Annotated in this window: 15 protein-coding genes; 10 read left to right on the top strand and 5 right to left on the bottom strand. The window is 57.9% G+C overall.

Annotated features, from left to right (window positions below; genetic code table 11):
- Positions 1 to 178: 178 nt before the first annotated feature.
- The 10 genes from uvrA (at position 179) to secG (ending at position 12,903) form a co-directional block, all read left to right on the top strand.
- Complete coding sequence (uvrA, locus tag L6966_RS00180; protein WP_083092902.1) at positions 179 to 3,055, top strand: excinuclease ABC subunit UvrA; 2,877 nt, start codon at positions 179 to 181, stop codon at positions 3,053 to 3,055.
- Positions 3,056 to 3,176: 121 nt separating this feature from the next.
- Entirely contained in the window at positions 3,177 to 3,863 is a 687-nt protein-coding gene (locus tag L6966_RS00175; RefSeq protein WP_237223865.1) for a lysophospholipid acyltransferase family protein, read from the top strand.
- Positions 3,864 to 3,945: 82 nt separating this feature from the next.
- A complete protein-coding gene (uvrC, locus tag L6966_RS00170; RefSeq protein WP_237223866.1) occupies positions 3,946 to 5,982 on the top strand; it encodes an excinuclease ABC subunit UvrC in 2,037 nt (678 codons plus the stop codon).
- A 45-nt stretch (positions 5,983 to 6,027) separates the two neighbouring features.
- The gene (rapZ, locus tag L6966_RS00165) at positions 6,028 to 6,918 is read left to right on the top strand and encodes an RNase adapter RapZ (RefSeq protein WP_237223867.1); all 891 of its coding nucleotides are present in this window, start codon (positions 6,028 to 6,030) and stop codon (positions 6,916 to 6,918) included.
- Entirely contained in the window at positions 6,918 to 7,943 is a 1,026-nt protein-coding gene (locus L6966_RS00160; RefSeq protein WP_083092881.1) for a gluconeogenesis factor YvcK family protein, read from the top strand. The genes rapZ and L6966_RS00160 overlap by 1 nt, the downstream gene beginning before the upstream one ends.
- A gap of 63 nt (positions 7,944 to 8,006) precedes the next feature.
- Complete coding sequence (gene whiA, locus L6966_RS00155; protein ID WP_237223868.1) at positions 8,007 to 8,984, top strand: DNA-binding protein WhiA; 978 nt, start codon at positions 8,007 to 8,009, stop codon at positions 8,982 to 8,984.
- Between the two features lie 317 nt (positions 8,985 to 9,301).
- A complete protein-coding gene (gap, locus tag L6966_RS00150) occupies positions 9,302 to 10,306 on the top strand; it encodes a type I glyceraldehyde-3-phosphate dehydrogenase (RefSeq protein WP_083092876.1) in 1,005 nt (334 codons plus the stop codon).
- 142 nt (positions 10,307 to 10,448) lie between these two features.
- Complete coding sequence (locus L6966_RS00145) at positions 10,449 to 11,672, top strand: phosphoglycerate kinase (protein ID WP_237232629.1); 1,224 nt, start codon at positions 10,449 to 10,451, stop codon at positions 11,670 to 11,672.
- A gap of 97 nt (positions 11,673 to 11,769) precedes the next feature.
- Entirely contained in the window at positions 11,770 to 12,546 is a 777-nt protein-coding gene (gene tpiA / locus L6966_RS00140; RefSeq protein WP_237223870.1) for a triose-phosphate isomerase, read from the top strand.
- A gap of 99 nt (positions 12,547 to 12,645) precedes the next feature.
- Complete coding sequence (secG, locus tag L6966_RS00135; RefSeq protein WP_083092867.1) at positions 12,646 to 12,903, top strand: preprotein translocase subunit SecG; 258 nt, start codon at positions 12,646 to 12,648, stop codon at positions 12,901 to 12,903.
- 101 nt (positions 12,904 to 13,004) lie between these two features.
- Here the strand turns inward: secG and pgl are convergent, their stop codons facing one another.
- The 5 genes from pgl to tkt all read right to left on the bottom strand — a co-directional run bounded on the left by pgl (position 13,005) and on the right by tkt (position 19,693).
- A complete protein-coding gene (pgl, locus tag L6966_RS00130; protein WP_237232628.1) occupies positions 13,005 to 13,769 on the bottom strand; it encodes a 6-phosphogluconolactonase in 765 nt (254 codons plus the stop codon).
- Positions 13,762 to 14,745 (bottom strand): glucose-6-phosphate dehydrogenase assembly protein OpcA, encoded by a 984-nt coding sequence (locus L6966_RS00125; RefSeq protein WP_237223872.1) that lies wholly within the window; start codon positions 14,743 to 14,745, stop codon positions 13,762 to 13,764. Before L6966_RS00125 ends, pgl begins: the two co-directional genes overlap by 8 nt.
- Complete coding sequence (gene zwf / locus L6966_RS00120) at positions 14,742 to 16,277, bottom strand: glucose-6-phosphate dehydrogenase (RefSeq protein WP_237232627.1); 1,536 nt, start codon at positions 16,275 to 16,277, stop codon at positions 14,742 to 14,744. The genes L6966_RS00125 and zwf overlap by 4 nt, the downstream gene beginning before the upstream one ends.
- Before the next feature lie 172 nt (positions 16,278 to 16,449).
- On the bottom strand, positions 16,450 to 17,556 hold the full coding sequence (gene tal / locus L6966_RS00115; protein WP_083092857.1) for a transaldolase: 1,107 nt from the start codon (positions 17,554 to 17,556) through the stop codon (positions 16,450 to 16,452).
- 25 nt (positions 17,557 to 17,581) lie between these two features.
- Positions 17,582 to 19,693: a transketolase gene (gene tkt, locus L6966_RS00110; RefSeq protein WP_237232626.1), complete on the bottom strand. Its 2,112-nt coding sequence runs from the start codon at positions 19,691 to 19,693 to the stop codon at positions 17,582 to 17,584.
- Positions 19,694 to 19,982 lie beyond the last annotated feature (289 nt).

Here is a 19,982-nt window from a genome sequence, read left to right as displayed (position 1 = left end):
TCAGCCCTTTGCATGGACCACCCCATTCTCATTGTGCGTGTTAATTTACCCACAACATGAGAATGGAGTGGTCCATAGTGTGATGGGTGATGAACTGACCCGCCCGGTGGCACGCTTTCACCTCACGCCCAAAACCGATAGAATATATCTTCGAAACTTCTTCGTAGATAGGTGACTCATGGCAGGCTCAGCCACCCAGCCCCTCGGCAACGACCTCACCCACATTCGCGTGCAGGGCGCCCGAGAAAACAACCTCAAAAACGTTAACCTCGATATCCCTCGCGACGCCATGGTCGTCTTCACCGGCCTCTCAGGCTCCGGTAAATCCTCCCTGGCCTTTGACACCATCTTTGCTGAGGGGCAACGCCGTTATGTGGAGTCACTGTCTTCCTACGCCCGCATGTTCTTAGGCCAGGTTGACAAGCCCGACGTCGACTTCATCGAGGGCCTCTCGCCGGCCGTCTCTATCGATCAGAAATCAACCAGCAAGAATCCCCGCTCAACCGTCGGCACCATTACCGAAATCTACGACTACATGCGCCTGCTTTGGGCGCGCGTGGGCCACCCCCACTGCCCCGAATGCGGCGAGGAAATCTCTAAGCAGTCTCCCCAGCAAATCGTCGACACTCTCATGGATTACCCCGAGAAAACCCGCCTACAGGTGCTGGCTCCGGTCGTTTCAGCCCGTAAGGGTGAGTTCGTCGACCTCTTCAAGGAACTAACTAACGCAGGTTACTCCCGCGCCCGCGTCGACGGCGAGGTTATTCAGCTGACCGACCCGCCCAAGCTTGAAAAACAGTTCAAGCACACCATTGAGGTCGTCGTTGACCGTATTGCCATCAAAGAGAGCGTACACCGGCGCCTGACCGATTCCGTCGAAACCGCCCTCTCCCTGGCCGACGGTAAGGTGCTTATTGACTTTGTAGACGAGGACGAGGGCGCCCCTACCCGCACCCGTTCCTTCAGTGAGAACCTGGCCTGCCCTAACGGCCACCCCCTGGCTGTAACCGAGGTCGAGCCCCGCGCCTTCTCCTTCAACTCTCCTTTCGGCGCTTGCCCTGCTTGCGACGGTATTGGCTCCACTCTCGAGGTTGACACCGACCTGGTCGTGCCCAACCCCGATCTTTCCCTGGCAGAGGGTGCGGTTGCCCCGTGGGCTACGGGCAAGGCTACGAGCGAATACTGGCTCCGCCTACTTGCCGGTCTAGCCGACGAACTCGACTTTGATTTGGGGGCCCCCTTCAAAGATCTTCCCGCCAAGGTCAAAAAAGCCATTCTGAACGGCAAGGATTACAAGGTCACCGTCGCCTACAAAAACCGCTTTGGCCGCGAACGCCGTTACACCTCAGGTTTTGAAGGTGCATCTGCCTACATCAAACGTAAGTATGAAGAAACCGAATCAGACTGGTCTAAAGACCGCTACGAACAGTACATGCGCAAGGTCGCCTGCACCTCCTGCAAGGGTGCCCGCCTCAACCCGACGATTTTGGCCGTCACCGTCGGCGGAAAATCTATCGCCGAGGTTACCGAATTACCTATGCGTGAGGCCCTGGCCTTTGTACGTTCGCTGGCCCTGACCGACCGCGAGGCTAAAATCGCCGAGTTGGTGCTCAAAGAAATCGATGCCCGGCTGCAGTTTCTGCTGGATGTGGGCCTAGATTACCTGAACCTGGCCCGCTCAGCGGGTACCCTCTCGGGTGGTGAGGCCCAGCGCATCCGCCTGGCAACTCAAATCGGTTCAGGTTTGGTCGGTGTGCTTTACGTTCTTGACGAACCCTCCATCGGCCTGCACCAGCGCGATAATCGCCGCCTAATCGAGACCCTCACCAAGCTACGCGATATGGGCAACACCCTGATCGTGGTGGAGCACGATGAGGACACCATGAAAGAGGCCGACTGGATCGTGGACGTTGGCCCCGGCGCTGGCGAACACGGCGGGCAGATTGTGCACTCGGGTACCTTTGCCGAGTTACTCAAAAACAAGAGGTCCGTAACCGGTGACTACATGGCTGGCCGCCGCTCTATCGATATTCCCGCTACCCGACGCCCCATCGACCCCAAGCGCACTGTCAAGGTCGTCGGAGCTCGCGAAAACAATTTGAAAAATGTGGACGTCGAATTCCCCCTAGGTGTGCTCACCGCCGTCACCGGCGTGAGTGGCTCCGGTAAGTCCACCCTGGTCAACGATATTCTCTACACCTCCCTGGCCAATAAGCTCAACGGGGCCAAGCAGGTGCCGGGCCGCCACAAGACCATCATCGGCCTGGAGCATCTCGACAAGATTATTCACGTAGACCAGTCGCCCATCGGCCGTACCCCCCGCTCTAACCCTGCCACCTACACTGGCGTCTTCGACCACATTCGCAAGCTCTTTGCCGAAACCACCGAAGCTAAGATGCGCGGATACCAGCCCGGCCGCTTCTCTTTCAACGTCAAGGGCGGCCGCTGCGAAGCCTGCTCGGGCGACGGCACCTTGAAGATCGAGATGAACTTCCTGCCCGATGTCTACGTGCCCTGCGAGGTCTGCAAAGGCAAACGCTACAATCGTGAGACCCTAGAGGTGCATTACAAAGGTAAGACCATCGCCGATGTGCTTGAAATGCCGGTCTCAGAGGCATCCGAATTCTTTGCCGCCTTTAGCAAGATTTCCCGCTACCTCAATACCCTGGTGGATGTAGGCCTCGGCTACGTACGCCTGGGGCAGTCAGCCACCACCCTCTCGGGCGGTGAGGCCCAGCGAGTCAAGCTGGCCACCGAGCTACAAAAGCGCTCCAACGGCCGATCCATCTACGTGCTCGACGAGCCCACCACGGGCCTACACTTTGAAGACATTCGCAAGCTCCTTGGGGTGGTGCAGGGCCTGGTCGATAAGGGCAATACCGTCATTACCATTGAGCACAACCTTGACGTCATCAAGAGCGCTGACTGGCTAATCGACATGGGCCCTGAAGGGGGCGACGGCGGCGGAACTGTTCTGGCAGCTGGCACCCCTGAGCAGCTGGCGGCCGTTCACGAATCGCACACCGGGCGTTTCTTGGCCGAGATGCTCTCCTAGCCTCTCATCTCATGCCGAAACCCACAGGGAACCCGTACCCGGGGGTATGATTTTTAGGTAAAAAGTAGGTCAATAACCTCATATCCCATACTCTCGGGTCCCACCCCGGTCAGGAGTCAGCATGTCACTGCAGTACAAGGCTACCCAGAAAGCTGTCGAAGCTCTGCTTCGGACCGTCTTTCGCGCACGAGTCACCGGCCTTGAAAACTTTCCCGCTGAAGGTCCCGTTATTGTGGCCTCCAATCATCTGGCCTTCCTTGACTCTGTGATTATCTCAGCCCTCATGCCCCGCCGGGTTGCCTTCCTCGCTAAGAGTGAGTACGTGAACTCACCCGGTTTTAAGGGCAGGGCGATGAGGGCTCTCTTTCAGGCTATCGACATTATTCCGGTCAATCGTACCGATAAAAAAGAATCGATAAAGGCCCTTGACGTTGCTCTCAAACACCTTAATGCCGGTCAGGTTTTCGGTATTTACCCCGAGGGTACGCGCTCCCGTGATGGCCATCTGTATAAGGGGAAAATTGGAGTCGCCTGGCTAGCGCATATGACCGGTGCAACGGTGGTTCCCGTCGGACTTATCGGCACAGATAGGCTGCAAAAGCCCGGCTCGAACATGGTCTACCCCCACCGCTTCACCGTGCGCGTGGGTGAACCCATGACCTTTGAAAAGCTGGGAGAGAAGATGAGCGGTAAGCAGCGCCGTGAAACTACTGACCGGATTATGAATGCTATTGCCCAGCTCTCTGGCCAGCCCCGCAAAAACGAATATAACGTCTCCCCGTCGGCAGATCGTGATGGGGGAGCGTAGCAATTTGACGTGACACCCCGTGCCTTCTGCTTGCTTGGTTTTGGGCCTGGTGTTCAGTTCTATCTACAAAGGATGACCAGTCTTGGCTAACCCCGCTTCTTACCGCCCCACATCCGGTGAAATCCCTACTAGTCCGGGCGTATATCGTTTCCGTGACGAGGTGGGGCGCATTATCTATGTGGGTAAAGCCAAGAACCTACGCAACCGCCTGAACTCCTACTTCGCTACAGTGGATTCGCTCAGCCCCAAGACCTATGCCATGGTTCATACGGCGGCGTCGGTGGAGTGGACGGTGGTCGGCAGTGAGCTGGAATCACTCCAGCTGGAGTACACCTGGATTAAGGAGTTCAAGCCGCGTTTCAATATTGCCTTCCGCGATGATAAGTCTTACCCCTACCTGGCTGTGACCCTCAAGGACCGCTTCCCCCGTGCCCAGGTGATGCGCGGTGAGAAGAAGAAAGGGGTGCGCTACTTTGGGCCCTATTCTCAGGCCTGGGCAATCCGTGAAACCTTGGATGCCCTGCTGCGGGTCTTCCCGGTACGTACCTGTTCCACGGGCGTTTTTAATCGGGCACAGGCCTCTGACCGGCCCTGCCTGCTGGGCTATATCGACAAGTGCTCAGCCCCGTGCGTGGAGCGCGTCAGCCGCGAGGAGCACCATAAAATGGCAGAAGATCTCTGCTCCTTTATGGCAGGAGGGGCTGATAAATTTATCGCTGATCTTACCCGGCAGATGCAGGACGCCGCTGCCAGCTTTGACTTTGAAAAGGCGGCTCGGTTGCGCGATGACATCGAAGCCCTGACTAAGGCCTTTGAACGCAACACCGTGGTTCTTCCTGATTCTGTTAACGCCGATATGTTTAACTTTGTTGAAGACGATCTTGAAGCTGCTGTGCAGGTTTTTTATGTGCGCGGAGGGCGTATCCGGGGCCAGCGTGGCTGGATTGTTGAAAAGGTGGAAGATTCTAGCCCCGAGTCGTTCATGGATCACTTGCTGGTGCAGGTCTACGGTGAGTCAGTTGCAGCTCTCGCTGCGGGTGTCACCGAAGAGGAAATCAACCACAACCTCAACGAGATTCCCCGCCATATCAACGTCCCTGTGCTCCCAGAGAATCACCGGAAACTTGAAGAGTGGCTCAGCGGCGTGCGCGGAGCCAAGGTCACCATCTCGGTGCCTCAGCGCGGGGATAGGGTTGAGCTGATGGCCACCGTAGCAGAAAATGCCAAACAAGCCCTGGCCCTCCATAAAACTCGCCGGGCGGGTGACCTCACCACTCGCTCTGCCTCCCTGGTAGAGCTACAAGAAACTCTTGAACTTCCTGAGCCTCTTATGCGCATCGAATGCTACGACATCTCGCATGTGCAGGGAACCAATGTGGTGGCCTCCATGGTGGTTTTTGAGGACGGCCTGCCCAAGAAGAGTGACTACCGCAAGTTCTCCATTACGGGTGATGCTGCCCGCGATGACACTGCCAGCATGTACGACGTCATCTACCGGCGCTTCCGCCGCTACCTCACTGACGAGGCCCCCGGGGCGCAGCCCCTAGCGTCCGGGCAAATCCCGGCTCAAGAGGTAGAAGCTAAGGTGCCCGCTAAATTTGCCTACCCACCCAACCTGGTGGTGGTTGACGGTGGCCAGCCCCAGGTGAGCGCCGCTAGCCGCGCCCTGGAGGATTTAGGAATTACCGATATTTATGTGGTTGGTATCGCTAAACGACTCGAAGAGGTGTGGCTACCGGGAGAGGACTTCCCTCTGATTTTGCCCCGTACCTCAAATGCGCTCTATCTGATTCAGCGTATTCGAGACGAAGCCCACCGTTTTGCTATCACCTTTCACCGTTCAAAGCGGGGCAAGGAGATGGTCAAGTCAGCTCTCGATTCCGTGCCCGGGCTAGGGCCAGCCAAACGTGAGGCGCTGATCAAGCATTTCGGTTCTCTTAAGCGCCTGACCGAGGCCAGCCAAGAAGAGTTACTTGAGGTTCCCGGCATTGGCCTGGCCATGGCCATGAAAATTCAAGAGCACTTTGCCGCAGGTTCCACTCCGGTGGCTGCGCCGCGAGAAAAAGCAAATGAGTCCAGCCACACAAAAGCCAGTGCTGACTCCGCCGGGGTGGACTAAGCTAGAGGTAACACGTAGACCTATCAGAAGTGAGAGCCCCCACCCATGTCACCTCACACCGTTGAACAGGCCGCCCGACCCCAAATTCTGGTAATTACCGGCATCTCAGGTGCCGGGCGTTCCACTGCTGCTAATACCCTCGAAGATGAGGGCTGGTACGTGGTCGATAATATTCCGCCGCAGATGTTCGGTGCTCTGGCCCAACTAGTCAAAGAGTCACCTGCAACCCTCCCTAAGGTTGCTGTGGGTATTGACATTAGGGCCCGCCGCCAGCTGCAGAATCTGCCCGAAGCCATTAATGAGCTTCGAGCATCTGATGTTGACTTCTCCATTCTTTTTATGGATGCCTCTGATAGGGACATCATCGCCCGGTATGAGGCTCAGCGGCGCCCACACCCTCTGCAACAGGGGGGTCAGGTTGCCGAGGCCATTGCCCAGGAACGCCGAATTTTTGCTGAGCTACGCGATACCGCTGACCACATCATCGATACCACCGGTATGAACGTTCATCAGCTGGCCAAGAAGGTGCGTGAAACCTACGCCCCGGGCAGGGAGCGAGTTGTCAATATCACTCTCATGAGTTTTGGCTTCAAGTACGGCACTCCCTCCGACGCGCATTTCATGGCTGATATGCGTTTTATCCCTAACCCTCACTGGGTTCCTGAGCTTCGCCCTCTAACTGGGCAGGACGCCGGTGTGCGAGACTTCGTCTTCGCGCAGCAGGGAACAGAGCTGTTTATCGCCAATTTTATTGAGGCTCTCAAACCTGTCATTGAGGGCTACCGTCGTGAGGGTAAGCTGTATGCAACCTTCGCTATTGGTTGTACCGGTGGTAAACATCGCTCGGTTGCTGTGACTGAAGAAATTGCCCAACGGCTAGCAGAACTTGAGGACGTCACCATCTCGGTTCATCACCGTGACATGGGGCGTGAATAATGAGTGAGACTTCGCGTATGAGCCGCTTTCCAGAAACCGGCCTGCTACCTCTTGTGGCGCAGGGCCACGAGAGACGGCCTGTTCGTGTGACCGCCCTGGGTGGCGGTCACGGGCTCTATGGGTCGCTTTCGGCGCTCAAGCTCATCACTACCGCCCTCACCGCAGTTGTGACCGTGGCAGACGACGGCGGTTCCTCGGGTAAGCTCCGCGAAGAACTAGACGTACTGCCACCCGGTGACCTGCGCATGGCTCTTTCGGCCTTGTGCGACGATACCGACTGGGGCCGTACCTGGCGCGATGTCATGCAGCACCGCTTCACCTCAAGCAGCGCAGATCGCCCCACCGCTCTAGAAAACCACGCTCTGGGCAACCTGTTGATTGTGACCCTTTGGGAGCTGCTCCAAGACCCCATCGCGGGGCTCGACTGGGCCGGGGCCCTACTCAATGCCCGCGGCCGTGTGCTCCCCATGGCAACTGACCCCCTCATCATTGAGGGCGATATTGTAAGCAAGAATGAACACGGTGTTACCTTTCGTGATACCGTGCAGGGCCAGGCCCGCCTAGCTCAGGCAGGGCGGGTTGACAAGGTGCGACTGCTCCCAGAAGACGTGGTGGCTTGCCCGGACGCCGTACGCGCAGTTCATGAGGCGGACTGGGTGGTGCTAGGCCCAGGCTCCTTCTTCACCTCCCTGCTCCCGCATCTTCTGCTACCCGGTTTGAGAGATGCCGTGTTGGCTACCACCGCTCAAACCTGCCTGGTCATGAATCTAGAGCTTGATGGCAATGAAACTCGGGGCATGAGTGCTGCAGACCACCTGCTCGTTTTGCGTGATTACGTTCCAGAAATTAGGGTTAATACAGTCATTGCTGACCCCACCGCGGTGGGGGAGCGAGGCACCTTTGAAGACGTAGCTGCGCAGCTCGGTGCCACCGTGCTCTGGGCTAGCGTTGCAGAAAGCGACCAACCCGGCGTACATGACCCGCTCAAACTGGCTGCCGCTTACAAGCAGGTTTTCAAGGGATAGCCCGGCCGTATCGCCGGCCACATCACGCACTACGTGACCACATATATTTGGAGGAAGACCCGCATGGCCCTGACGGCATCGGTCAAAGAAGAACTGGCTCAGTTCGAGGCAACCCGTTCGTCGGTGCGCAAAGCTGAGGTTGCTACGATTCTGCGTTTCACCAACGGCCTGCACCTGGTGCAGGGCCGTATCGTGGTGGAGGCCGAGGTTGACCTCGAATCCACAGCAGAGCGTTTACGCTTTAACATTGCAGAGATGTACGGTCATGAGGCTTCGATTACCTCTATATCGGGTGGTGGGCTACGGCGCGGTGGGCGTTTTGTGGTGCGTATCGACCAGGGGGGTGAGGCGCTAGCTCGTCAGACCGGCTTGTTGGACGGGCGTGGCCGCCCCGTGCGCGGTCTGCCCCCGGCGGTCGTGAATGGTTCTTTGGCTGATGCTGAAGCGGTCATGCGCGGCGCTTTTTTGGCGCACGGGTCTTTAACTGAGCCAGGCCGTTCGTCCGCCCTCGAGTTTACGTGCCCCGGACCCGAAGCCGCGCTGGCTTTAGTCGGTGCGGCCCGCCGTTTAGACATTATCGCTAAAGCTCGCGAGGTACGTGGAGTGGATCGTGTGGTTGTGCGCGACGGTGAAACTATCTCACTGCTTCTGGAACGCATGGGAGCTGTGGAGGCCCTGGGCCACTGGCGCGAGAGCCGGGCCCGTAAAGAGGTGCGTGCCACTGCCAATCGTATGGCCAATTTTGACGACGCTAATCTGCGTCGATCTGCCCAGGCGGCGGTCGCTGCCGGTGCCCGCGTGGAGCGGGCGCTGGAAATTCTCGGCGACAAGGTCCCTGAACATTTACGTTACGCTGGTGAACTGCGCGTGGCTCACAAGCAGGCTTCGCTAGATGAGCTGGGCCGACTGGCTGAGCCGCCTATGACCAAGGATGCCATTGCTGGCCGTATTCGTCGCCTTATTGCCATGGCTGATAAGCGCGCAGCTGAGCGCGGTATCCCCGGAACTGACGCCGGTATCAGCTCTGCTGGTCTTAACTGAGCCCGGCACATATTCTCATGTGGGTTTTTGTTGGTTTACCCCTTACTGGGTGGTCTTTCTCATGTTGGGTGAGAGATAATGGCTGATTTCTGAGGTCAATTCGGGAAGGCGTGCCCAAAACGCAAATAAATCCACTTAAAAAACCGACAAAAACACACCAAAACTCACATAAACTCAGGTAAGATGGTGAATGAACCGGACGAGAGCTCACTGGCTGAGCTGACGGGAAGAGACTTCCCCGAATGTTCGGCGATGAAACGCCAGAACCGGCGTCTCGTCCACCAACGTCACTAACTGTATCTAGGAGTTTGATTTCAGTGACTGTACGCGTAGCTATTAACGGCTTTGGCCGCATCGGTCGTACCTTCTTCCGCGCAGCTGCTCAGCACGGCGAAGGCTTCGAAATCGTTGCAATCAACGATCTGACCGACGTCAAGACCCTGGCACACCTGCTCAAGTACGACTCCATCATGGGTCGCTTCGACGGCGAAGTTGCTGTTTCAGAAAACGGCCTGACCGTCAACGGCAAGGAAATCAAGGTTCTGGCTGAGCGCAACCCCGCAGACCTGCCCTGGGCAGACCTCGGCGTCGACGTTGTTCTCGAATCCACCGGCTTCTTCACTGACGGCGAGAAGGCTAAGGCTCACCTCGAAGCTGGCGCCAAGAAGGTTATCCTCTCTGCTCCCGGCAAGAACATCGACGGCACCTTCGTCATGGGCGTCAACGACGACCAGTACGATTCAGCCACCATGAACATCGTTTCAAATGCATCCTGCACCACCAACTGCCTGGCTCCCATGGCAAAGGTACTGAACGACAAGTTCGGTATTGAGCGCGGTCTGATGACCACCATCCACGCCTACACCGCTGACCAGCGCCTGCAGGACGCCCCCCACTCAGACCTGCGCCGCGCCCGTGCCGCAGCACTGAACATGGTTCCCACCTCAACCGGTGCAGCTGCTGCTGTTGGCCTGGTTCTGCCCGAACTCAAGGGCAAGCTGGACGGCTTCGCAGTTCGTGTACCCACCCCCACCGGCTCCATCACCGACCTAACCTTCACCGCTTCACGCGAGGTCACCGTTGACGAAGTCAATGCAGCCGTCAAGGAAGCAGCTGAGGGTGCCATGAAGGGCATCATCACCTACTCCGAGGAGCCCATCGTCTCCAAGGACATCGAAGGTGAGCCCGTCTCCACTGTCTTCGATGCCCCCCTGACCAAGGTTATCGGCAACCAGGTCAAGGTTATCGCCTGGTACGACAACGAATACGGCTACGTCTCACGCCTGGTCATGTTCACCAACAAGGTTGTTGCAGCTCTCTAAGCTGACATCCACCGGTCTTTCATGAGACAGCAATAGGATAGGGTTAGCGGATTCACGCGCGATTCGCTAACCCTTACCTATACCCAGCACTCATCAGGTGCCCACCCCATCCACCCTGACAAACAATGGAGAGAAGACTCCCATGGCTAAGACTCTCGCAGAGCTCATCGACGGTGGCGTAGCAGGCCGCCGCGTCCTCGTCCGCTCAGACCTGAACGTACCTCTCAAGGACGGCGTCGTCACCGATGACGGCCGCGTCCGTGCCTCCCTGCCCGTGCTCAAGAAGCTGACCGAGGCAGGTGCCCGCGTCATCGTCACCGCCCACCTGGGCCGCCCCAAGGGGCAGGTTGACCCCCAATACTCCATTAAACCCGCCGCTGAGCGCCTGGCTGAACTGGCAGACTTCCCCGTTGTCATCGCAACCGACCTGGTTGGCGACGACGCTAAGGCTAAGGCAGAGGCCCTGAAAGACGGCGAACTGCTGGTCGTTGAAAACGTACGCTACGACGCCCGCGAAACCTCCAAGGACGACGCCGAGCGTGCCGAATTTGCAGCAGAGCTAGCAGCCCTGACCGGCGAGAACGGTGCCTACGTCAATGACGCATTCGGTGCCGTTCACCGCAAGCACGCCTCGGTCTATGACATCGCCAAGGAATTGCCCGCCTACCTGGGCGACCTGGTTAAGACTGAAGTTGATGTTCTGCAGAAGGTCATCAAGAACCCCGACCGCCCCTTTGTTGTTGTCATGGGCGGTGCTAAGGTTTCAGACAAGCTGGCGGTTATCGATAACCTTATCGGCAAGGCAGATGCCCTGCTCATTGGTGGCGGTATGGGTTACACCTTCGCCAAAGCCCTTGGGTACGAGGTTGGCCAGTCTCTGCTTGAAGAAGATCAGGTTGAGAACTGCAAGCGCTACATGGAAGAAGCTCCCAAGAAAGGCACCGAACTCATCATCGCCTCAGACATTATCTGGGCTGATGATTTCTCTAACGACGCTAACACCGAGATTCGCCCCGTCGAGGATCTGGCCGGCGGTAGGCTGGGCGCCAAGGGGGAGGGCCTCGACATCGGCCCAGCTACCTGCCAACTTTTTGCTCAGAAAATTAAGGAGGCCAAGCTGGTCTTCTGGAACGGCCCTGTTGGTGTCTTTGAAATCGAAGCTTTCGCAGGAGGTACCAAGGCAGTAGCAGAAGCTCTCGTGGAGTCGGATGCTTTCTCTATTATCGGTGGTGGCGATTCAGCCAGTGCCGTGCGCAACCTGGGCTTCTCCGATGACCAATTCGGCCACATCTCCACCGGCGGCGGTGCCTCTCTCGAATACATGGAGGGCAAGACCCTGCCCGGCCTCGAAGCACTCGGAGCCTAAACACAGATTCAACGGCGCCGCGCAGGTGCCACCAATGGGCAGGACGCCGAGTCACAGCGTCCTGCCTGCCCTCAACTTCAGCGAAAGGAACGAGCCCATGACTCGCAAGCCCCTCATCGCAGGCAACTGGAAGATGAATATGGATCACACCGAAGGCGTGACCCTGCTCCAAAAGCTAGCCTGGACCTTGGACGACACCAACTTCGACTACGACAAAGCCGAAGTGGCAGTCTTTCCGCCCTTCACCGACATCCGCTCCGTGCAGACCCTGGTCGACGGCGATAAGCTCAACATTGTTTACGGCGGCCAGGATCTTTCTGACCAGGATTCCGGTGCCTACACCGGCGACATCTCCGGTGCCTTCCTCAAGAAGCTAGGCGCTACCTACGTTCTGGTTGGTCACTCAGAGCGCCGCACCATCCACGGTGAAACTGACGCGGTTTGCGCCGCTAAGGTACAGGCTGCCTACCGTAACGAACTGACCCCCGTACTCTGCGTGGGTGAGGGCCTCGACAAGCGTGAAGCAGGCCAGCACGTTGACTTCACCCTGGAACAGCTGCGCGGCTCCATCGAGGGCCTCAGCGCCGAGCAGGCCGAATCCCTGGTCGTTGCCTACGAACCCGTCTGGGCTATCGGCACCGGTAAGGTCGCAACTGCCGCTGATGCCCAGGAGATGAGCAAGGCCATTCGCGAGGAACTGACCAAACTCTACTCCGCAGAGGTAGCAGATAAGGTACGCGTACTTTACGGAGGCTCCGTCAAGGCAGCATCTGCCCCTGAAATCATGGCAGAAGCAGACGTTGACGGCGTGCTCGTGGGTGGCGCCTCACTTGATGCTGCTGAATTCGCGAACATTGCACGCTTCGATGCCTAACCTGTGGGCCAGCCCATTGTGCTTACCGGCTGAGTTGCGCGTATAGTTGATAGGTAGCGTGCCCGGAGCACCATACCAACCCCCGTTGAAAGGTTTTGCGTGGAAACCCTCAAGATAATCCTGATGGTCGTCATCGCCATTACTAGCGTTCTTGCTATTCTGCTGGTTCTACTGAACCGCGGTAAGGGCGGCGGCCTTTCAGATATGTTCGGTGGTGGCATGACCACCTCACTGAGCTCATCGGGTATGGCCTCTAAAAACCTGATTCGTTTGACCGTAACGGTGATTTTGCTGTGGGTCTTTGCCATTATCGGCTATGCACTGGTGATGCGCTTCTCTGAGGTAGCAGTCATCTAATCAGCTCACCTAGAGCGATAGGAAACCCAAAAATCCCGCCCATCACCATGATGAGGCGGGATTTTAGTGTTCAGCGATAGTTCGCGGGAGGCAGTTGGATGTTAGCCCAGTGCATCGTCGGTGACGAGTACCAGGGTTTCGAGTAGCCCTCGTGCACCGGCCGCCGGAGTCTCGGTCAGAATCTGCGCGGTCAGCTCGCTTTCGGGTAGAGCGGCCGCTGCCCGTAGCCGAGAGGTTGCCTCGGCCTTATCCGAGCCAGCAACCAGGAACCAGATACGCTCCGAAAAATTAATCACGGGCAGGGTCAGGGTCACACGGGTGGGCGGGGGCTTGGGCGAATCATGAATCGCAAGAGCAACCCCTTCGGCGTGTAGAATCTCATCGCGAGCTGGGAAGAGCGAAGCAATATGGCCATCTGGGCCCATACCCAGCAGGGTTAGGGTAAAGAGCGGGCTGAGCTCACCGGCTGGCGCGAAGCGGGCCAGCTCCTGGCTGTAGGCCGCTGCAGCTGCCTCAGCCGTATCAAAGACGTCCGTAGCGCCCATCACATGCAGGTTACCCTCGGGTAATCTCAGGGAGGTGAGCCAGGCATCCCGTGCCTGCTGCTCATTCCGGTCAGCGTGGCCAGCTGCCACAAAGCGTTCATCAGACCACCAGAAGTGAACCCTAGACCAATCCACGGTTTCAGCCAGGGGGTGCTCAGCAATACCGGCGAGTACAGCAATACCCATAGTGCCGCCGGTCAGAGAAATATGGGCGATACCCCGGGCAGCAACAGCGGTGGCAGCCACATTGATGATACGGGTTGCACCGGCCAGCCGCAGCTGGGCCTTATCGTGATGGGGCACAAGGACGGGTTTAGGCATCGTAGACCTCCGTGTAGTCGGCTTTTTCATTGGCGGTATCGTCTGAATTAATGTCAACGACGATGTTGCCGCTGGTGACCACAGACTGTAGCACTTCGCCGTAGACCTCATCAGGGTCAAGGCGGCGCAGCTCTTCGGCCAGGCAGTCTGCCAGCGACCGTGCAGGTAGAGAAAGCTGCTGATCGGGAACGCCAGGGGAAGAGACCGTGGCGATTGAGCGGCCGGGGCGGTGGATGACGATTGAACCATCTTCCCGGACGAGCTCAACACGGTAAAGGCCACGCTGCACGCGAGTGGTGCGAAGGTGCACCTCTGCTCCCAGCCGGTCGCCCAGCCAGGCACCAAGGAGGACCACCGATGGGCTCATAGATGAACCGGAGACAACTACCTTGGTAACCGGTGCCGGCTCAATCTGGTCAAAGACGGCCGCGAGCTGAATACGCCAAAGCGTCAGCCGAATCCAGGCCAGGTCGGTGTCACCGTCACGGTAGCTGGTAGCTAGTTTCTCTAAGACCCCGAGCGGATCGTAGGCGCGAGCTGAGTCGGTGATGCGGCGCTGGGCAATCTTACCGATTGAGTGTTCAGCAGGGTTCTCGGGAACCGAATGAGGCCACCAGGCCACAATGGGGGAGTCCGGTAGCAACAGGCCAGAAATGAGGGATTCGGTAGCAATCGCAGCGGAACCGTAACCGCGCAGAATGATGAGTTCTGAGGCACCTGCGTCGCCACCCACGTAGATGTGAGCGTCCAACCGATCACCGGCATCCCGACCGTAGTCAATATGAACGATGATGCGGGAGGGGTGCTCGTAGGAGGCCTTGAGAGCAGCTTCAACCGCGGTCTTTGAATGGCCCTTCTCTGCTAGAATCACCAGGGTCAGTACTCGTGAGGACGTGGTCGCACCTTCTTCGTTGCGCAGGCGAGACAGTTCCTTGGCGACTTCGCCAACGGTGGTATCTTTAAGTTTCTTTATCATGGGCGTCTCCAAGCACGGCCGTCACGTTCTAGCATCTCATGGGAAGAAACCGGGCCCCAGGAGCCGGGGGCGTAGGCTTCGGGCTGAATCTTGTGTTCCTCCCAGTACTCCTCGAAGGGGTCTAGAATCTTCCAGGAAAGCTCAACCTCCTCGTGTCGGGGGAACAGCGGGGGCTCGCCCAGGAGTACATCGAGGATAAGACGCTCGTAGGCTTCGGGGGATTCCTCGGTAAAGGAATGTGAGTAGCCAAAGTCCATGTTGACATCGCGAATTTCCATCTGGGTGCCGGGAACCTTGGACGCGAAACGCAGGGTCATACCCTCATCGGGCTGAACACGAATCACGATGGAGTTCTGGCCAGCCTGGTCAGTTTTACCTCCAAAGAGCAGATTGGGTGACTTCTTGAAGACCACAGCAATCTCTGTAACTCTGCGGCCCAGGCGCTTGCCCGCGCGCAGGTAGAAGGGGACGCCGGACCAACGGCGGGTATTGATGTTCAGCTTAAGCGCAGCGAAGGTCTCAGTGCGTGAATCTGCTGGAATATCGTTCTCATCCAAGAAGCCGTTGACCTCTTCACCGCCCTGGTTGCCGGCAGAGTACTGGCCAATAGCGAAAGCGGATGCGATGTCGTCCGGCACCCTGACCGCTTCAAGCACCTTAGCTTTCTCAGCGCGCAGGTGGTCTGCGTTAAAACTAATCGGCTCTTCCATAGCGGTGAGAGCCAGCAGCTGCAGCAGATGGTTCTGAATAATGTCACGGGCTGCACCCACACCGTCGTAGTAGCCAGCTCGGGTGCCGATGCCAATATCTTCAGCCATAGTGATCTGTACGTGATCTACGTTGGTGGCATTCCATAGTGGCTCAAACATCTGGTTGGCAAAGCGCATAGCCAAGATATTCTGAACGGTCTCTTTGCCCAAATAGTGGTCAATGCGGAAGACCGAGTCAGCCGGAAAAACACGCTCAACGATAGCGTTGAGTTCGCGTGCTGACTCTAGGTTGTGGCCGAAGGGCTTTTCAATGACCACACGGCGCCAGCCCTCGTGCTGGTTATGGTTGGCTAGGTCATGGTCGGCTAGCTTCTGCAGAACCTGATCAAAGTCCTTGGGCGGAATCGACAGGTAGAAGGCATGGTTGCCACGAGTACCGCGGGTCTCATCAAGTTCGGTCAGCGTCGCTTTGAGCTTTTCGAAAGACTCGTCAGAGTCAAAAGTGCCGGTGACAAAACGGATACCGGCAGCAAACTGGTTCCAGACGTCCTCACGGAAAGGAGTGCGGGCGTGAGCTTCAACGTGCCCGCGAACCTCAGTGCGAAAGTCCTCATGACTCCATTCGCGGCGCCCAAACCCCACCAGGCCAAAGCTAGGGGGGAGCAGACCGCGATTCACCAGGTCGTAGACGGCAGGGAGTAGTTTCTTACGGGCAAGGTCACCGGTCACGCCGAAGAAGACCAGCGAGGACGGGCCTGCCACGCGGGTGAGTCTGCGGTCGCGAGGGTCTCGCAGGGGATTTGATTCGTGAGTGTTGGCCACCGCCGTGAATCCTTCACAGATTGGTTGGGCGGCAGCTCTCAAGGTCTCATGGGCTGCCGCGGTTCTCTTGTCTAGTGTACTCGTGCTGGCAGGGGAAGAAGGCGCCTTCACCGTGCGCTAGGGTGCAGTGAGGGCAGGGAAGAAATGCCCCCACCCTCACAACTGACTGGTTCTACTTATTCTCAGCCAGAGCGGTGTTGACGGTTTCGAGTAGCTCCTTCCAGGAAACCTCAAACTTCTCAACGCCCTCGGTTTCGAGCTTTTCAACCACGTCCTTGTAGGAGATACCCACCGCTTCAAGCTGATTGAGAGTCTCGTTGGCTTCCTCGTAGGTCCCTGCAATGGCGTTACCAGTTACTTCTGCGTGGTCGAAGGTTGCGTTCAGGGTCGCCTCTGGCATGGTGTTGACGGTGCCAGGAGCCGCAATCTCGGTGACGTAGAGAGTGTCTGGGTAGTTTGGGTTCTTGACGCCGGTTGATGCCCAGAGCGGACGCTGGCGGTTGGCTCCAGCTGCTTCAAGGCGGGCCCAGCGCTCAGAAGCAAAAGCCTGTTCGTAGACCTCAAAGGCCAGGCGGGCGTTGGCTACACCGGCCTTACCTCGAAGAGCAAGCGCCTCATCGGTGCCCACAGCCTCAAGGCGGGCGTCAATCTCGGTGTCTACGCGGGAGACGAAGAAGGAGGCGACGGAGTGAATCTTTGATAGGTCCTTGCCGTTTTCTAGAGCTTTCTCAAGTCCCAGCATGTAGGCGTTGATGACAGCGCGGTAGCGCTCCAGCGAGAAGATCAGGGTGACGTTCACCGAGATCCCTTCAGCTAAGGCGTCCGCAATGGGCTCCAGGCCCTCTTCGGTGGCGGGAATCTTAATCATGACATTCTCACGGCCCACGATGGAGTGGAGTTCCTTGGCCTGAGCCAAGGTTTCTTGAGCCCTGTGCGCAAGTAGGGGAGAAACCTCAATGGATACACGACCGTCGAAGCCCTGACTTGCCTCGTAGATAGGGGCAAAAACATCGCAGGCATCACGCACATCATCAATCATGGCGGCAAAACCGGCGCTTTCGGCGCTTTCACCGGTAGCGGCAAGTTCCTTCATCTGCTGGGCGTATGCGGCACCATTGCTTAGGGCAGCGGCAAAAATGCTGGGATTGGTGGTCACACCGACCACGTTCTTGGTGTCAATGAGTTCTTGCAGGTTGCCGCTGGTCAAACGCTCACGGGAGAGGTCATCAAGCCAGATGGAAACTCCTGCGTCTGAGAGTTTCTGGGTAGGGGTAGTCATAGTGTTTTCCTTTAGTCAGGTGCGGTTAGCGGGTAGCTTCGATGGATTCGAGAGCCTTGGCTGCAACATTTTCGGCGGTGAAACCGTAGTCAGCAAAAAGCTCTTCGGCAGATGCTGAGGCACCGTAGTGCTCCAGCGAAACGGCGCGGCCAGCTTCACCCAGAATGTCCATCCAGGGCATGGCCAAGCCGGCCTCAACGGTCACACGGGCTTTGACAGACGAGGGGATGACCGACTCACGGTACTCGTCAGACTCGGCGGCGAACCACTCGCGGCAGGGCATAGAGACCACACGAGCAGCGACGCCGTCCTGCGCAAGCTGGGTACGGGCGGCCAGGGCAACCTCAACCTCGGAGCCGGTGGCAATCAAAATGACGTCGGGGGCACCTTCGGTATCAGCGAGCACATAGCCGCCGCGTGCGGCACCGGTGGCAGAGGCAAACTTCTCGCCCTCGTAGTCGGGGTGCAGATCCTCACGAGCTACGTTGGTCAGGTTCTGGCGTGAAAGCACCAGGCCAGCGGGGTGATCCTTGATATCCAGAATCCTGCGCCAAGCAACGGCGGTCTCGTTACCGTCTGCAGGTCGCACCACGTCCAGATTGGGAATCGCGCGCATGGCAGTCAGGTGCTCAACGGGCTGGTGGGTGGGGCCGTCCTCTCCCAGACCGATAGAGTCGTGGGTCCAGACAAAAATATTGGGCACACCCATGAGCGCTGCCAGGCGGACGGCCGGGCGCTGATAGTCGGTAAAGACAAAGAAGGTGCCAGAGAAGGGGCGGGTGGGAGAAGAGAGCGCAATACCGTTGGTGATGGCCGCTGCCGCGTGCTCTCGGATACCAAAGTGGAGAACCCGCCCGTAGGGGTGGGCCGCCCAGTTCTTGGTGGAGCGGGAGACGGGGTTAAAGGATTTCTCGGTGTCGATAGTAGTGTTATTTGAGCCAGCCAGGTCAGCTGAACCACCCCAGAGTTCGGGTAGCAGGGGGGCGAGCGCGTTGATGACCTTACCAGACGCTGCACGGGTCGCAATCGAGGAGTCGGCCTCAAAAACCGGGAGGGCCGCATCGAGATTCTCGGGCAGTTCACCCGCTACCAGGCGCTCATAGAGCTTGGCCTGCTCGGGGTTGGCCGCTGCCCAGGCGTCGAAGGACTTCTGCCACTCATCGCGCTCAGCTGCACCTCGTTCCACCAGCTCTCGGGTGTGCTCAAGAATCTCGGGTTCCACCACGAAGTGCTGCTCGGGGTCAAAACCTAGAACCTTCTTGGTAGCAGCTACTTCTTCAGCGCCCAGCTTGGAACCGTGAATACCTCCGGTGTTTTGTTTGGTGGGGGCAGGGTAGCCGATGATGGTGCGAAGCTCGATGAAGGAGGGCTTATCGGTGACCTTGGTTGCCGCAACGATAGCCTCGTAGAGAGCTTCAATATCTTCAACGTACTCACCGGTGGCGGTCCAGTCTATCTTGGTGACGTCCCAACCGTAAGCCTCGTAGCGGGCAGCGACGTCCTCAGTGAAGGCTACGTCGGTGTCATCTTCAATAGAGATGTGGTTGCGGTCGTAAATAACCACCAGGTTGCCCAGCTGCTGGTGGCCGGCAAGGGCGGAGGCCTCAGCGGTGACGCCCTCCTGCACGTCACCCTCCGAGGCGATAGTGAAAATAGTGTGGTCAAAGGGTGAGGTTCCGGGAGCGGCCTCAGGGTCGAAGAGTCCGCGCATGCGGCGCTGGGCGTAGGCGAAACCCACGGCCGAGGCCAGGCCCTGGCCCAGAGGGCCGGTGGTGATTTCGATGCCCTTGGCGTGACCGTATTCAGGGTGCCCGGCAGTCTTGGCGCCAGCAGTACGGAGCGATTTGATATCGTCAAGCTCCAGGCCAAAACCACCCAAGAAAAGCTGGTTATACAGAGTCATAGACGTGTGACCCGGAGAAAGAATAAAGCGGTCACGGCCAGCCCAGCGGTCATCTGAAGGATCGTGTCGCATAATCTTCTGGAAGAGCAAGTAAGCTACTGGAGCCAGGCTCATCGCGGTACCGGGGTGGCCCGAGCCAACCTTTTCAACGGCGTCCGCGGCAAGAACACGCGCTGTGTCTACCGCCCGCTGATCTTTCTCGGTCCATTCAAGCTTCTGATTCAGGTTAGGCATCAGCCATCCTCTCTCAATCTGGCTACCCAGAAATATTCGCAACAAAACTGCCCTGCACGGTGCGTTGGCTAACGTGGTAACCCCACGTAGGCACAAGGACGCTGCGGCACAAGACGCTACTTTCAAGGATAGTTCACCTGCGCCCGCGTGGCCCCTACTTTGTCTCACAGCAGATGAGCCTGCTTAACGTATTGGCGGGGGTACAGCTGGCGATATATGATGTAATTTGACCAAAAGCTCTTTTGGCGTGCTTTCATACCAATTTAACTCACAAAATTGTGACTGTTGG

Source organism: Rothia nasisuis (genome assembly GCF_928381405.1).
Classification (GTDB): domain Bacteria; phylum Actinomycetota; class Actinomycetes; order Actinomycetales; family Micrococcaceae; genus Rothia; species Rothia nasisuis.
This window is presented reverse-complemented; position numbering and strand designations above follow the sequence as displayed.

Excerpts from the sequence above, each read along its gene's own strand:
- uvrA (WP_083092902.1), top strand. The coding sequence starts at position 179 with ATGGCAGGCTCAGCCACCCAGCCCCTCGGCAACGACCTCACCCACATT.
- L6966_RS00175 (WP_237223865.1), top strand. The coding sequence starts at position 3,177 with ATGTCACTGCAGTACAAGGCTACCCAGAAAGCTGTCGAAGCTCTGCTT.
- rapZ (WP_237223867.1), top strand. The coding sequence starts at position 6,028 with ATGTCACCTCACACCGTTGAACAGGCCGCCCGACCCCAAATTCTGGTA.
- L6966_RS00160 (WP_083092881.1), top strand. The coding sequence starts at position 6,918 with ATGAGTGAGACTTCGCGTATGAGCCGCTTTCCAGAAACCGGCCTGCTA.
- whiA (WP_237223868.1), top strand. The coding sequence starts at position 8,007 with ATGGCCCTGACGGCATCGGTCAAAGAAGAACTGGCTCAGTTCGAGGCA.
- L6966_RS00145 (WP_237232629.1), top strand. The coding sequence starts at position 10,449 with ATGGCTAAGACTCTCGCAGAGCTCATCGACGGTGGCGTAGCAGGCCGC.
- tpiA (WP_237223870.1), top strand. The coding sequence starts at position 11,770 with ATGACTCGCAAGCCCCTCATCGCAGGCAACTGGAAGATGAATATGGAT.
- pgl (WP_237232628.1), bottom strand. The coding sequence starts at position 13,769 with ATGCCTAAACCCGTCCTTGTGCCCCATCACGATAAGGCCCAGCTGCGG.
- L6966_RS00125 (WP_237223872.1), bottom strand. The coding sequence starts at position 14,745 with ATGATAAAGAAACTTAAAGATACCACCGTTGGCGAAGTCGCCAAGGAA.
- tal (WP_083092857.1), bottom strand. The coding sequence starts at position 17,556 with ATGACTACCCCTACCCAGAAACTCTCAGACGCAGGAGTTTCCATCTGG.
- tkt (WP_237232626.1), bottom strand. The coding sequence starts at position 19,693 with ATGCCTAACCTGAATCAGAAGCTTGAATGGACCGAGAAAGATCAGCGG.